This is a genomic window from Desulfocastanea catecholica, from assembly GCF_054657295.1.
On record NZ_BAAHYZ010000012.1, the window covers coordinates 50848 to 65654 of the forward strand.

Consider the following 14807-nt stretch of genomic DNA (forward strand, 5'->3'; position numbering starts at 1 on the left):
CATGATATGTGTCTTTTCGTTGGTAGTCTACAGTGCGTCTTCCTCGGCTGCTCCTGCGGATGAGCTGCCGGGTTCGTAAACACCGAGGATAGAGTGAAAGGCGATTTCACCTGCTTTTGTTTTAAGAATGCCGCCGTAGTCTCCCTGCAGATCAACACCGGTCACCTCTGATTTGACGAGAGGTGCGACCCCGACGCTCTCCCCGGCTGCGGCCTGTGCTTCGATGATAATTTTATACTCTCCCTGGGGTGCCCTTTTGTCGCCCGATAACCGACCATCCCAGGTAAAATAATGACTTCCGGCACCAAGTTCTTCTCCCTTCAATGTTGCCAGGGTTACCCCGTTCTGCTGCAAGGATAAAGTAACTTGCGAGGCCTGCCCATCCAGCTCGTAGCCAATTTCCACCGGCTCACCGGTAAAAGTAACACTGCTGCCGTAGTAAGCGACCTCCTTGCCGATGGTGTTCAGGGTTGAAAACAGGTCGGAATTGGCATTCGATGCGGCAAGGTTGTCCATGCTCTCATTTAAGGTGAAGAGCTGTTCCAAAGAGCTGAACTGAGCGAGCTGCCCGGTAAATTCAGTCGGGTCGTCAGGGCTGAGCGGATCCTGATTTTGCAGCTGGGCCACAAGCAGCATTAAAAAATCCTCTTTCCCCATGACCGCATCCTTGGTACTTTTTGCGGTGCTCGTTCCCGTGGCGGCGGCGGTAGCCTGGCTGATAGATTCGATATAACTGCTCATTGGAACTCCTAAATTTTTACATTGACCCCGGTGTTTGACGCCGTGGCAGCAATTTCTTGGTCTTCTAATGGAAAAGTGGCCTGGACCTCTCGGTGACCTTTTGCGGTTGTTCGGGGGGAGTCATTCTTGCCGAAAAGCTGCCGGTCGAAAAGATCGAAGTCACCGACCGATTCGGACTCAGCCGCGAGCGATATCTGCTCGATGGAAAAACCCTGTTGTTCGAGCATGGTTTTTAATTTTTGAATATTTTTCTCCAAAATCTCCAGAGTGTGTTGGCTCTGGGCGACAACATGTGCTCGGATGCATCCTTCCTTAACGGTCAAATCGATTTTCAGTTCGCCAAGTTCCGCCGGATGGAGTTTTATGTTTATCCGCGAATCCATGTGCCGGCTGGATATCTGAAACCGTTCACTCAGCTGCCGGATAACCTCTTCTTCATGAACTATCGCCCCTGGAGGGAAGAGTATCGGTTTTGGCGCTTCGCTTGCAGGCGGTGCAGTCCCCGGCGGCACTGTTGCAGCAACTTGAGAAAAGGTGTTTGCCGGCTCCGTGGCCGCCAAAGTGACACTTTGCGGGCTGGAACTCAGCGTGTGCCGGGAGAATTCTTCCCCCTGCTGGTTATCTTGGAAACTTTGCTTGTTTTCAGCAGGATTTTGCGCGGTATTTCTGGCATTAAAATAGTGCTGCTGCATATCATGCCTGGTTCCCGTCCAGTTCTGCGTCGGTTTGCCGGCAGTCTTCTCGATGCCGTCGGCAAAGAGTAAGCTACTGAGTGTCAGGTCATCGGTCTCCCTGGTCGGGCTTGCCGTAACTGGTTCTGCAGTAACCACAAACAGCGCTGTGGACAAACCATGGATGGTGTTTCTCAGTCCATGGGGCGAGGAAATATCCGCTACCTTAGTTAGGGATACTGAACCGGTTTCGTTGGCGCTGTCGATAATCTGCTGCAACTGTTTAAGGAGGGCATCTTGTTTATTTGCCACACCTGGTTTGATGAAACTCAAAACCTCTGATTCTTCCGTAGTCATTGAAGACAGTCCTGCCTGAATTGCCGCGAGGCCGGGCGGCGTCCTGGAATTATCCGCTCTGTGGTCGATCACCGCCGATGCATTCTGAAGCCGACTTGCTCTAGATGCAACCTGTTGAGAATGAAAAAAAATGGATGTTGCCGGTATGGTTCGTGAGGTTCCTTCCAGAAAATATGCAAGGCCGGTGGCCGCAGGATTTTTTTCCTTCTCAATGGCTTCAGCACCTGTTGCTTCCTGGGATGGACTCTTTTTATCTGTCGAGTCGTTCAGGTCGTTTGAGCGTGACGTTTTTTCAAGATGCCTGTCGTCGGCACCTTGCTGCGGTGATGTTTTACTTGAGATGGCGTTTTCGAGATGGGGTGAGAACTGGCTTTGCTCTTTTTGACTCTGCTCTTGTGGTCCCTGCGCGCCTGGAGGCGGGGTCTGGGGAATGACCGGCTGGATAGAGACCATGTGTGGCATAATGTTTCACTCAAGTTGCAGGGTTGAAAAAGTAGTACTGAGTTCCGTTGCTTTCTGTTGAGATATCTGATCGAGAACTTTCGCCGCGGCCTTCACTTTCATGTTGGCCAGCAGGTCCGCCGCCAGTTGCTGATCTAAGCCGCTTATGGCCAGGGCAGCTTTTTCCGGCGCCATTTTTTGGTAAATACTCGCCAGTTCCTGCAGCTTTTTCTTTTCTTTTGCCGATTTCCCGGCGAGAAGGGCCGCAATCCTGTCTTGCAATTTTCTGAGCTCTTCGAGTTTTGCGTCTATTTCGATGAGTTTCTTATCGACCCCCTCCTCAAGGGTCTTTAGGTCCTTTTTGCGCAGAGAGAGCTCTTCCCGCTCTTTTCTGATATTTTCACGTTCCTGGAAAATTGACGCATCGATTCGTCTTTCTTCCACTGAAGTGTATTTTTTTGCAGGATCCGTGTCCGCAGCAGGAAGAGTCTGTGGCAGAAGCGCCAGAGAGAGAAAGAGCAGGAGATGTTTGCGATAGGGTATCATGATGGCGGTGTGATTAGAATGAATCCGGCTCATGCCGGCTGGTGGCTATCTCGTCGAGCATGGCCGCTTCCTTTTTATTGAGATACACTTTCCAGGCCTTGTTCTGGGTATCCTTCAGCTGGTCCATTATCTGCCTTTCCCTGCTCCGGTCGATAAGGTTTTGTTGTTCTTTTTTTACCAGTGCGGATTTTTCCGTGAGATTTCTCCTGATCGCCTGAATGTTACTTTTCCGGGCGGTGATTCTTTCTTCGAACCGCATCAATTCCGTTATGTCTATACCTTCAGCCTGCAATTTCTCAATTTCGTCGATGAACAGGGCAAGGGCATGAAGCTCTTCATTTAATTTTTTCTGAATAGTTTCCTGGATTGTTTTTGCCTCCATAAGACGATACTGGGCAATGTCTTCCAGACGTTTACGATAATCAAGCACTGTTTGTAAACTAAACGGTTTCATTGGATGGGCTAACGCATCAAAATGGACGAAAATTCATGGCGTCTTAACGCCTGTCGGTCTGCCGGCGGTTTTTTTTCAGGGGTTCTTCATCCCGGCGATCGCCAAGCACCGTCCCCAGACGTTCAATAGATTCCTTTAAGGTGGTCGTCTCATCGTAATTTTGCCGCAGGAAATCGTTGAGTGCGTCAATTTTGCTGACAGCGTAATCGATTTTCGGGTTGGAACCTTTTGCATACGCGCCGATATTTATCAGATCTTCCGCCTCACGGTAACTGGCGAGCACCCCTCGAGCTTTACCGGCCAGCTCCAGGTGCCTGGGAAAGGTAACGTCGCGCATCACCCGGCTTGCCGAGTTGAGGATATCTATGGCCGGAAAATGATTTCTTGCCGCCATTGCCCTGGAAAGAACGATGTGACCGTCAAGGATTGATCGGACCGAATCGGCAACCGGCTCGGTCATATCGTCACCATCGACGAGCACCGTATACAAGCCGGTTATCGATCCCTTGCCTTGAAATCTGCCGGCCCGTTCGAGAAGTTTCGGCAGCGTGGCAAAAACCGAAGGGGTGTATCCTTTGGTTGTCGGCGGTTCCCCGATCGCCAGACCGATTTCCCGCATGGCCATGGCAAAACGGGTGACGGAGTCCATCATGAACAGGACATTTTTTCCCTGATTGCAGAAAAATTCGGCAATGGCGGTGGCCACGAAAGCGCCGCGCATGCGCAGCAGCGGCGGCTGGTCGGAGGTGACCACCACAATCACCGATCTGGCAAGGCCCTCTACGCCGAGATCGCGTTCGATAAATTCCCGCACTTCCCGGCCGCGTTCGCCGATCAGGGCAATGACATTAATATCGGCTTTGGCATATTTCGACATCATGCCGAGTAGAACGCTTTTGCCGATACCCGAGCCGGCCATAATGCCCATTCTCTGCCCCATACCGCAGGTTATAAGGCCGTTGATGGCGCGTATGCCAAGGTCGAGGGTCTCGGTGATGTTTTGCCGTTCCATCGGACCCGGGGGAAGGGAATACAGATCCTTTTCCTCGCTGAGGTAGGGTCGGGGGTGGCCGTCCTGGGGAACTTCCATGGCATCTATGACCCGCCCGAGAAGACTGTTGCCGACTTTTATGGTTGCACTGTTGCGGATGACCCTGATAAGACTTCCCGGTCCGAGGCCACGCAAATCTCCCAGAGGCATGAGCAGTGCCTTGCCATCTCGGAAACCGACAATTTCCGCATAAATTTTTAAATCCCCGGCGACAGTTGTCAGCTCACAGAGCGCACCGATGCTGGCATGGGGACAGTAGCCTTCAATGACCAGGCCGACAATCCGGGTGATTTTCCCCCATACTTTAATGACATTGAGGCTATTGAGCTGGCTATGATGAAATGACATTGGTCGGTGATGATTCCGTTTAAGTGGAGTCTCTGGTGCCCCTTTTCTTACACAACCAGCTGGCTATTGAAGAATTTACAGGTTCTTTTTTATCTCTTCCCTGATCACCTCGAACTGGCTGGCAATGGTTGCATCAATGGTGCAGTTGTCCGATTCAATCTTTGCCCCGCCGCGCTCGACGCTCTTGTCTTTTTTTATGACAATTTTGCTGAGCCCGGTCAGCCCGGCGACGATTTCCGTGGAGTTTCCCGCAACGGTCGCGTAATCATCCGGGTGAATATAGAGGGTGAATTCATCGGATTTTACCGCCCGTTGTAATGCTTCTTCAATGGTGGCGATGATCGTGCTGTCCTGCTCACGAACGGAAATACGCAGAATTCTCTCGGCTATGGCCAGGGCAAATTGCTGTAATTCTTCGCTGCTGTTGCTGATAATCGTCTCGCGTATCGTGTCAAGCTGCTGACAGGTGCTGAGCAGAGCCCTTGTCGCGGCCTGAAAGTCCTGATCGATTTTGTCCTTTTCAGCCTTGATGCCTCTTTGATATGCCTGGTCGATTTTTTCCTCCGCCACAGCGCGTTCGAGGTAGTTGGTTACATCAAGTTCCTGCCTCGGGGGTAGTTGGGGCGCGACTTCCGGTTGATTATCTTGCTGAACTGTCGTCTGCGCCGGTGTGCTGGAAATATCTGCTGGGCCGGTACTCTCCGCCGGAATCACTTGTGGTATTATCGGCGGATGCCGTGCTGCGAGATCTTTGCTGTCGGCAACCACTGGAAGCTGCTGTGACTGCCATCCGGAGGGTGTCTGCACCTCGCGTTTAACCAGGTCTTCAGGTTGAAAAGAAGTGGAATTTTCATAATACTTAGACAAGCTCATCTCCACCTCCGGAACCGAGCACCAGTTTGCCTTCTTCTTCGAGTTTCATGGCGATCTTGACGATCGACTGCTGCATAAGTTCCACCTCGGAAAGTCGAACCGGGCCCATGGCCTCAAGATCATCACGAATCATGTCGGCCGCGCGGGTGGACATGTTGGCAAATATTTTTTCTCGCATCTGTTCGGAAGCGATCTTCAGCGCCAGGGTCAACGAGTCGTTGTTGATTTCGCGCAGAATCATCTGCAGCGATCTGCCGTCAAGGGCGACAAGGTTCTCGAAGGTGAACATTTTCTTGCGGATCTCTTCCGCCATCTCGGCGTCCGTCTGTTCCATCTCTTCGAGAATATCCGCATCGAGATTGTTTTTCATGTGGTTGAGGATACCGACGACCGCATCAACCCCGCCGACCTTTTTGTGCGCTTTACCCGAGACCAGTCCTATCTCGAGATGCAGTGCATCCTCGATTCTGCTCAGGACGACGGGAGAGACCTTTTCTATCTTTGAAATACGATACGTCACATCGGCGCGGATTTCCTCCGGTAAATGCGTTAAAATTTCTGCAGCGTGTTCTACGTGCTGCGTCGACAGAATAAGGGCGATGGTCTGGGGGTGCTCCTGCTGCAGCAGACCGGCGACCATCTGCGGCGCCATTAACGCGATCGTTTCTAGCGACTTTGTCTCGGTCCCGGACAGGAATTGGTCCATAAGAAATTTCGACCTTTTGTCGCCTGAGGTGGCAGCGATCGCCTTTTGGGCAAAATCATTCCCTTTGACAAAAAGGCCGGCAAATCGATTCTGGGATTCACGAAAACTTGAGAAAACTTTCTCTTTAATGTCGATGGGGATATGGTCGATGGTCGACATGGCCCTGGTTACCTGACGTATTTCATCGTCGGACAGTTCCTCAAAAATTCTCGCCGTTGCCTCCTCGCCAAGGCAAATAAGCAAGACAGCGACTCTATTGATTCCGGTAAGTGTTTCAATTCCCATTGCTTATCAACCTTCCTGAATCCAGTTTTTCAATATAAAGGCTGTCGGGACCTGATTTTGATGCACCTCTCTGCGCAGGGCGGTAATGGTCTCATCGATCGGCAGCGGCGGCTCGACCGGTTCAGCTTCGAGCAAGCGGCGTTGTTCCTGTTCAAGTTGATTGACCGTTTTATTATGCTGCTGTACATCGCTTTTCACCGTTCTGAGAAGAGGTCGGAGCAGGAGCAGGTAGATAAAAAGGAGGCCCAGGCCGATCAGACCGTATTTTATCAGCGGCATATACTGGTAGAGAAGATTGTCCGCGGCCGGTTCTTCGGCAGCCGCCGTTTGTTTCGGATCAACAAAGGGCATGGACAGGACGTTGATAACGTCTCCCCGTTCGGCCACCAGACCGATCGCCGAGGCGACCATGTTTTCAATGGACTTCAATTCCTCGGGGGTGCGTGGTGTCGCCGACACGAGGTTGCCCTCTGCATCAAGCTGTATTTTGTCGGCAACAAGCACGGAGACTGAGAGAGCCGTTATACTGCCGATAGGATTGACAATCTTGCTGATGGTCTTGCTGATTTCGTAATTGGTTATGCGGGAGTTTTTGTTGGCTGGTATGGTGGCACTCTTCTGGTCCAATTGATTTTTCTGCAGGTTCGATTCGACCCCGGGGATACCCCCGGTTGTTTCCGTGCCGCTGTTTTCGACATTAATTTGTTCACTTCTGATAACCGGCTCCTCCGAATCATAGAGTTCTTCAGTTTTTTCGACTTGAGCAAAATCCAAGGTGGCGGAAACCCGGACCATGGCATTATCTCTGCCCATGGTTTTATCGAGCAGATCCTGCGCACGCATTTCCATGCGGTGTTCAACCTCCTGCTGGAAGGCCAGCCTGTCGACGGAAAGAAGATCGTCTTTGGAAGATTTTTGCTCTGCCTCAAGAACAACACCATTGGAATCAATTATCTTGACGTTGTCAGGGCTGAGGTCGGTGACGGAGCCGGCGACCAGATGGATGATGCCCTGGACCTGCGATTGATCAAGTCCCTTGCCTGGGACAAGGGTAACAATCACCGAGGCGGTGCCGTCCTTTTGTTGATTTTTGAAAAGCCGTTTTTCCGGCAGGGCGAGATGCACCCGGGTCGACTCCACCGGGGAAAGCGAGGTAATCGTTCTCGCCAGTTCCCCTTGTAAGGCCCTGGTGTAATTTACTTTCTGCACATAGTCGGTCAAGGCGAAACTCTGTTTGTCAAAGACCTCAAAGCCGACATCCCCACCGGTCGGCAGACCATTGGCCGCCAGATCAAGACGGGACTGGTAGATTTTGTCGGCGGCAACCCAGATGTCTTTGCCGCCGTTTTTCAGGGTGTAGTCAATTTTCTGGCTTTTCAGCCAGTCGGTCACCGAGGCGGCATCACTCATCGGGAGATTGGCATAAAGAAGCTGCTGGTCGGCGGTTCGCGCCGCTATAATCAGAAAAGCAAAGAGGATAACTGAGACAAGAAGAACAGCCACCGTGGCGATTTTTTTCGACAGTGGCCATTCCTGAACGAGGGTAATGACATTTTTTCGTTCTGGTCGAAAAACCTCAGGGGGATTCGATCGTTTTGTTGTTGCTACTCCCTTCTCCACTACATCCATTTTTACCAGATCCTTTTAAAATTCTTAGCAGCCGTTGCGCAATAAACCGGCGATGTTGTTTTTTGACAGCGGCAGAGTGCTCTCTGCTGCAGAGCCCTGTTAAATCTGCATGCGCATGATTTCTTCGTAAGCCGTCAGTGCCTTGTTACGCATCTGCACGAGCATGCGCAGAGAAACATCTGCCTCCTCAACGGCAATCATCACCTCATGGAGGTGTCTCGCTTCACCGCTCTGCAGTTTTGTCACCGCCTCATCCCCGGTAATCTGTGCCTCGTTCACCTTGCCCATCATCGATGTCAGCATGTCGCCAAAACCTGCCGCGCTTTTGCCGATTGCACTGGTCTGTCCAGCCTGAGGAGGCATAAGGATAATAGTGTTTGGACTGTCTATCGTGGTCATTGTCTGTTATCTCCCGATTTCCAGGGCCTTCATCGCCATTCTTTTGGCCATTTTTATACTCGTCACATTCGCCTGATAGGACCTGGTGGCGGACATCATATCAACCATTTCCTCGAGCACGCTGATATTGGGCATTTCTACATAACCGTCTTCCTTCGCGTCAGGGTGTGATGGATTGTAGACTTTTCTTGGCGGGGTGGTGTCCTCGGTAATTTTCGTCACCTGTACCCCCTGCACCCCTTTTTTCATGTTTTCTTCCAGCTGCGCTTGGAAACTGAGCGGAGCGGACTGGAAATAGACGGATTTTTTTTTGTAGGGACCGCCTTCGGGTGTCGAGGTGGTCTCGACATTGGCCAGGTTGGCGCTGATGGTGTTCAGCCGCATACTCTGTGCCTGCAGTGCCGAGCCGCTGATGCGAAAGGTGTTTAAAATATCCATGAAAATTCCTCGTAGGGATGAGTGCCGTGTACCGGTATTATTGCCCACCGGAGATGACATGTTTGAGCAGGGTGAGCTTCTTTTTCAGGAGCTGGGCGGTTGTCTCATAGAGCAGTTCATTTTCCGACAGGGCGAGCATTTCCTGATCGACACTCACCCCGTTGCCGTCGCCCAGGCCCGACTGGTCTTCTACGGTGCGTATCTTGCCGTTGACCGAGTTGAAGTTGGCCGGGCCAAGCGAGATATGCCCCTCGTTTGAGGTTGCGAGCGAGAGAGTGTTGCTCCTGCCGATGGCATGGGCCAGATCTTCTTCAAAAGTAAATCTCGACGGCGAATAGCCGGGGGTTTCGGCGTTGGCAATGTTCGAGGAAATCACCTGGGCTTTTTCCGCCCGCAGATCCAATACCTTGCTCAGAAGCTGCATGTTGCTGTCAAAAGGTCGTAATGGATCCATTGTTCCTCCCTGGTAGTTGTGCTCTGAAAATGTATTTGAAATTAAAAAATTGCCTTACAGACGAGCCGCTTGCCTGACGAACTGCAATTCTCGTTCCGCATATTGTTTCCACGGGCTGTTTTCTTCTGTTTCGACAAGTTTCTCAAAGAGACTTAGCGCTTTTTTCTCGTTTTTTTCCCGGCGGGCGAGTTCTGCCAGCCGGTACAGGCTCTGCTGGTAAAAGTCACTGTCTTTGCTGATGGCCATAAAGGCCTGTTCGGCCTCGGCAAATAAGCCTGTCCGGCAGAGGCTTTCGGCCAGCATATACTGTTCTTTCTGTGAGAGAGGATTTTTTATGTCAGCGAGTTTTTTTGCGACAGCGAGGCATTTTTCGTAGTTATCCGTCCTAAAAAACAGGGCCGTTGCCAGTTCATAGACGGCAACGTTTTCCGGAAGGGGCTCGGGTAAAAGTTGCAGCGCATCCCCCAGCCGTTCATCAGCCACTAAAGACTGCAGGCGGAAGAAAAGCACTTCGTCGGTGTACCGGCCATCCGGATAGGTATAGGTGTACTGGGCCGCGTAATCGTCGACTAAAGAATAGTTGCCGTGGGCAAAGGTTGCTCGAATCATAGGTAAAAAAAGATCTTCTCTTTGGTCGACAGGCATTATTTCTATGAGATAGAGATACAGCTTCTGCGCTTCATCATAAATGCCTATGCGATTATAGGCCTCGGCAATATCGACCAGATAGGTGTTGTCGATCCATTTATTCTGAAAAAAATTCTTGTTTTGCTTGGCTAAAACCAGTGCCTGTATATATTCCTGGGTATCAACCAGCCGTTTTATTTCACCCGGCAGCAGGTCGATGAGGAGGGCCTGTGCCGATATTCTGACATCCCCAGTCAGAAATTCTCGGAGATATTGCTGGAGCAGCTGAACAGATTTGGGCTTTTCATCAACAAGCGCATGCACCAGGGCCTGTTTGAACAATGCTTCTTCTCGAAGGGGACGGGAATCGGCCTTCTGCGCTATGGCGGCATAATGTGCTATTGCCTCCAGTCCCCAGGTTGGGTCCTGCAGAAACAGCAGGTCATTTTTCTTCAATGCCGCGCGATATCCTGCCTCCGTGCCGGGAAAATTCTTTTCAATGCGGCAAAGCTCGTCAATGAGTGAGGTCTGCTCACCGGTGTTCAATTGCGACATAATTTTTCTGTAGTCGATGAGACCGAGCAGGGGCTCGTCGGAGACCAGCGTCGACAGGGTGTTGTAGCAGGTGGCGGCCTCGGCGAATTGCTGCAGGTCGTAATACATATGACAGGAACCGGCGAGCGAATAGGGCATGGTCTGCAGTACCTGGGAACCCGCTTGGAGCTGATATGCTGCTTTGGCTTTAATCGGCTGGTGAATGGCATACCAGTAATCCGCCTGCCGAATATGGACTATTTCGGCAACCTGTTGTGGGAATGCGACATCCTCTCGGAGTAAAAGATGGTTGAGCCGTGCATAATTGGCGGTGGCCAGGGCTGTCTCTATCTGGGACAGGAGGAAGTATGGTGCCAGAGGGAGGCTGTTGCTGATTGATGATTCCAGCAGCTTGTAGTTGCTTTCAGCTAAATAGGGGTCTTGGTGGGCAGAACCTAGATGAATTAACAGGTATTTGGCGTAGGTACCGAGGAGCTCGTCGCTGTATTGTTCTTTCAATAGGGAGAGTTGTTTGTATGCATCGGCAAAATTACCGTTTCTGCTTAATACTTCGCCATAGGTCAGAGCGAGGAGTTTTTTTGCCTCGACATCCTGACTGTTTTGTATCGATCGCAGTAATTTTCCGGCCAGATCATGCCAAAGGTTCAGCCTGGCCAAATCAACCATTTCAGCCGTGAGGAACTGAAGATTTGCCTCGCCTCCCGGAGGAAGCAAGCTGATAAGCGGAAACGGCGGATAGCTGAATTTGACGGGGATGTCTATTGTAACCGGTGATTCGTATCGAGAAAAAAACGATATCCAGTCTTTGGCATACGGCGATTGCAGGTAAGGATTTAAACCATCGAGCGGAGCTGTTTCGAGAACCGTCAGTCCTTTAAGTCTATCGGCCAGGTCTTGATAGGAAGTACTGTATTCATTCCCAAGCAGTACCTCAAAGACCACTTTGCCGTCGCTGCTTCGCGTCAGTTTATGGCCCTGCGGGCGATAACGAAAGAAAAGGGACAAAATAAATTTGTCTTCGGTTGGACGTGGCAATATTTTGACAATGTCCTTGTCGGGGCTGCCCAGAGACACCGAAGGTGCGCTGGTGGTTTTGAAAAACTCGAGATCGATACGTCTCTCACTCCTGATACTGGTGAACTCGGGGGGTACATCAAAGCTGAAATAGAACTGGACGATATCCTTTCTGTCTCTTCTTGACACCTTGATGAGCTCGGACGCGTCAGCTGCACATGGTAGACCGGTGAAAAAGAGGAGTATGCATGCAAGTAATCGTTTCATAACAAAACTTTTTGCAAAAAATATTCCATGCATCTTTTTTTCGTCAAAATTCTCCGGCTATTCTGGCCGGGCGCCAATCTGTGGCAGTGTGTTGAAGGGAAATGTCGCGAAGTGACAAAATAATGACACATGGGCGATCACAAACGAAAAAAACTGCTGGCAAGGAACACAGGGGGACTTCCTTTTCCGATGAGTTATTTAATTTTTTTCAATGACTTCTTGATACTATGATCAGAATCATTTTATGGAATGGTCTATGCAGCATGTATGGAGATCACTTGCAGTATGGTGTTAACGGATACCTCTTAAAAAAAACCGCTTCTTTGCGTAAATCTTTCGAGCTGTGCAGCCGATAAGAAGTACTGAATAACATTGATTGCAGGTAGGCAATGATCTTTCACCCCTCTTTTTTTTTATGAATCAGCAAAAACGCATAGACAAGATAATTGAGGCTGTGGAGGCGAGAATACAGGACGAGGTCGGCGCCCTCCTCGGTACTGACTTCACGCTGATTGGTGGGCACAATACTGTAGTAACCAAACAGGTTGCCTTTGAATGTCGGCAGGGCAAACAGATCTGTGCCCTGATGGATATAACCGGCGAAATAACCGGAAAAGGCTGTTTGCTGCTGGGCATCAAGGATGCTATTCGTCTCGGCGGTACGCTTATCATGTTGCCCGCCGGCGAACTGGAAGAGGTGATCGGCCGAGAGGAATACAGTGAGGAGATTGAAGACTCGTATGGTGAGATAGCCAATATCTTTGCCGGTTCCTTTACCAAGGATTTTGAGGAGATGTATGCAAAATCCTGCCGCTTTGTCCGTAAGGAACAGGAGGTCATCCTCCCGTCGACGGTCGATATTGCCGGGGACAGCCCGGTAGAAAACCAGACATATTACCAGGTCACGACCTCCATGGTTCTTGATGGACGACAGATGGGCGATATGGTCATGCTCATGCCTGCCGACATTTTCGGTCTGCAGGAACAGGAAAGACCGGGCGAGCCAGATGCCGCCTTCGCCGAACCCAAGGCGGTCGTCAAAGAAAATATTCCAAAAAAATCAGGGGAATATCAGCTTCAATCAGTAGAGAGACAAGCTGTCGAACCACAGGCAGCAGCCATCGGGCCAAGGTTTAATAGGGAGAACCATACGAAAAAAGTCAACACCCTGCTCGTTGAATGTCAAAAGAAGGTAGAAACGGAGGTATCCGCACTCCTCGGCGTAGACATCACCCTGAGTGTCCCGGAAAACAAATTCCTTGGCAAGGAAGAATTTTTTCTCGAGTATGCTTCCGGACGTCAGGTACTGGCCGATCTGGAAGTGGCGGGCGAGGTGCAGGGGAAAAGTTATCTGGCAGTCAGTATGAAAGATGCCATCCACCTTGGCGGCATACTCATCATGCTTCCCCCAGCCGAACTGGAAAATGTCATCAAGGAAGAAGATTTCAGTGAAGATGCCCGCGATGCCTACGGAGAAATAGCCAACATTATATCCGGGGTGTATACCGCCGTTTTTGAAGAACAGTATAACCAGAAACTGCGATTCATTCGCAAGGAGTTACGGGAAGTGGTTCCGGCCAAGGTCGATACTGCCTCCGACGAGCCTCTCCCGGATAAAAAGTATTACACCAGCAGTATGGCCATGGCGGTATCCGGAAAGCCGCTTGGCAAGATGCATATGCTTTTTCCAGCAGAGATGCTTCGCCTTGAGACACTGCTGGAAAAAACCGAAGAGGAAACACCCGCCAGATCAGGCGCAAATGGCTCTACTGCACAGAACCGGGTCCCACCCGAAAAAGATCAAGCCTTGGAAGTCGCCGCTTCAGGCGGACCTGGGAAGGATGCTTCGGCCAAGGTGCCGCAACCGGATATCAACAAACATAAGATACGGGTAGACAAGATCCTCTCATCCGGCAAAGACAAAATGGCCGACGAGGTAAGCGCTCTTCTTGGCACCGACGTCACCTTGACCAATCTTGAAAACATCCTTGTCAGTAAAGAAGAGTTCTTTTTTGATGAGGTGTCCGAAAAACAGATAATTGCCCACCTGGATGTGGTGGGGGGGCTTGAAGGAAAAAGCTATTTGTCGGTTAGTCTGCGTGATGCCATTCGAATCGGCGGCGCACTGATTATGCTTCCTGCCGACGAACTTGAATCGGTAGTTGCCGAGGAAGAGTTCAGTGCCGACACACAGGATGCCTACGGCGAAATCGTCAACATCATTGCCGGCGTGTATACGGCGGTTTTTGAAGCGCAGTACGCCAAAGGTACTCGTTTTGTAAAAACCGACCTGCAGCAGGTCGCCCCGATGAAAGTGGACATTGCTGCCGATAAACCGATGCCGGACCAGGACTATTACCTGAGCCGGATGGACCTGACCCTTGGCGATGCCGCACTTGGTAAGGTAAACCTCCTTATCCCCGCTGCGCTGCTGCAGTTCAGCGGTGCGAGATGGGGCGATGTTCCTGTCGGCGAAAAAGAAGAAACAGCCGTTATCGGCCAGGCCGCCTCGGGTCAAGACAAGACCGGCAGCCGATCTGCGCCGAAAATTGAAAGAAACGATCTGGAATCATTAGATATTCTTGTCGTTGGTGACGATGAGCCAGAAGTTGGTAAGATCGCAGCGGTTCTCGGCAATGCAGGCTATTTCGTCAAGACACTCACTTTTAAGGACAATCTGCACAACTACATTCCCGGTAACCTGAGAGCAATCTATCTGGTGATGCACGATGTCAATGAGCAGGCGTTTGGCGTGGCCATAAAAGTCAGTTCGGCATGTTCCGTACCGCTGATAGCCGCCGGACCAGCCTGGACGAGAACGAAGGTGATCAAAGCTGTTAAGTACGGTGTCCGGGATATATTGCTGACACCTGCCTCGGAAGGGGATATTACCGAAAATGTGAACAACAATCTGCTTGAACTTGCCGCCTGACAGATGGCCAAAAAGGTTT

General features: G+C 50.8%; 13 protein-coding genes. 1 reads left to right on the forward strand and 12 read right to left on the reverse strand.

Annotated features, from left to right (window positions below):
- Nucleotides 1-27: 27 nt before the first annotated feature.
- From ACYQ8U_RS12325 to ACYQ8U_RS12380, 12 genes are all read right to left on the reverse strand, one after another.
- Nucleotides 28-741, reverse strand: coding sequence for a flagellar hook assembly protein FlgD (locus ACYQ8U_RS12325; RefSeq protein WP_459945842.1), 714 nt, complete (start codon nucleotides 739-741; stop codon nucleotides 28-30).
- Between the two features lie 8 nt (nucleotides 742-749).
- The gene (locus ACYQ8U_RS12330; RefSeq protein WP_459945843.1) at nucleotides 750-2231 is read right to left on the reverse strand and encodes a flagellar hook-length control protein FliK; all 1482 of its coding nucleotides are present in this window, start codon (nucleotides 2229-2231) and stop codon (nucleotides 750-752) included.
- A 6-nt stretch (nucleotides 2232-2237) separates the two neighbouring features.
- Nucleotides 2238-2756 (reverse strand): MotE family protein, encoded by a 519-nt coding sequence (locus ACYQ8U_RS12335; RefSeq protein WP_459945844.1) that lies wholly within the window; start codon nucleotides 2754-2756, stop codon nucleotides 2238-2240.
- A 13-nt stretch (nucleotides 2757-2769) separates the two neighbouring features.
- Nucleotides 2770-3210 carry a flagellar export protein FliJ gene (gene fliJ, locus ACYQ8U_RS12340; RefSeq protein ID WP_459945845.1) on the reverse strand — a complete coding sequence of 147 codons (441 nt, stop codon included), beginning with the start codon at nucleotides 3208-3210 and terminating at the stop codon, nucleotides 2770-2772.
- Between the two features lie 43 nt (nucleotides 3211-3253).
- A complete protein-coding gene (locus ACYQ8U_RS12345; protein WP_459945846.1) occupies nucleotides 3254-4609 on the reverse strand; it encodes a FliI/YscN family ATPase in 1356 nt (451 codons plus the stop codon).
- A 75-nt stretch (nucleotides 4610-4684) separates the two neighbouring features.
- A complete protein-coding gene (locus tag ACYQ8U_RS12350; protein ID WP_459945847.1) occupies nucleotides 4685-5482 on the reverse strand; it encodes a FliH/SctL family protein in 798 nt (265 codons plus the stop codon).
- Nucleotides 5469-6473 (reverse strand): flagellar motor switch protein FliG, encoded by a 1005-nt coding sequence (gene fliG, locus ACYQ8U_RS12355; RefSeq protein ID WP_459945848.1) that lies wholly within the window; start codon nucleotides 6471-6473, stop codon nucleotides 5469-5471. Before fliG ends, ACYQ8U_RS12350 begins: the two co-directional genes overlap by 14 nt.
- A gap of 6 nt (nucleotides 6474-6479) precedes the next feature.
- Nucleotides 6480-8102, reverse strand: coding sequence for a flagellar basal-body MS-ring/collar protein FliF (gene fliF / locus ACYQ8U_RS12360; RefSeq protein WP_459945849.1), 1623 nt, complete (start codon nucleotides 8100-8102; stop codon nucleotides 6480-6482).
- 99 nt (nucleotides 8103-8201) lie between these two features.
- The gene (gene fliE / locus ACYQ8U_RS12365; RefSeq protein WP_459945850.1) at nucleotides 8202-8501 is read right to left on the reverse strand and encodes a flagellar hook-basal body complex protein FliE; all 300 of its coding nucleotides are present in this window, start codon (nucleotides 8499-8501) and stop codon (nucleotides 8202-8204) included.
- 6 nt (nucleotides 8502-8507) lie between these two features.
- On the reverse strand, nucleotides 8508-8939 hold the full coding sequence (flgC, locus tag ACYQ8U_RS12370; RefSeq protein ID WP_459945851.1) for a flagellar basal body rod protein FlgC: 432 nt from the start codon (nucleotides 8937-8939) through the stop codon (nucleotides 8508-8510).
- 37 nt (nucleotides 8940-8976) lie between these two features.
- Nucleotides 8977-9393: a flagellar basal body rod protein FlgB gene (flgB, locus tag ACYQ8U_RS12375; protein ID WP_459945852.1), complete on the reverse strand. Its 417-nt coding sequence runs from the start codon at nucleotides 9391-9393 to the stop codon at nucleotides 8977-8979.
- A 54-nt stretch (nucleotides 9394-9447) separates the two neighbouring features.
- Nucleotides 9448-11856 (reverse strand): tetratricopeptide repeat protein, encoded by a 2409-nt coding sequence (locus ACYQ8U_RS12380; RefSeq protein WP_459945853.1) that lies wholly within the window; start codon nucleotides 11854-11856, stop codon nucleotides 9448-9450.
- Between the two features lie 415 nt (nucleotides 11857-12271).
- Between ACYQ8U_RS12380 and ACYQ8U_RS12385 the strand changes: the two genes are divergently transcribed.
- Nucleotides 12272-14788, forward strand: coding sequence for a hypothetical protein (locus tag ACYQ8U_RS12385; protein WP_459945854.1), 2517 nt, complete (start codon nucleotides 12272-12274; stop codon nucleotides 14786-14788).
- The last annotated feature ends 19 nt before the right edge of the window (nucleotides 14789-14807 follow it).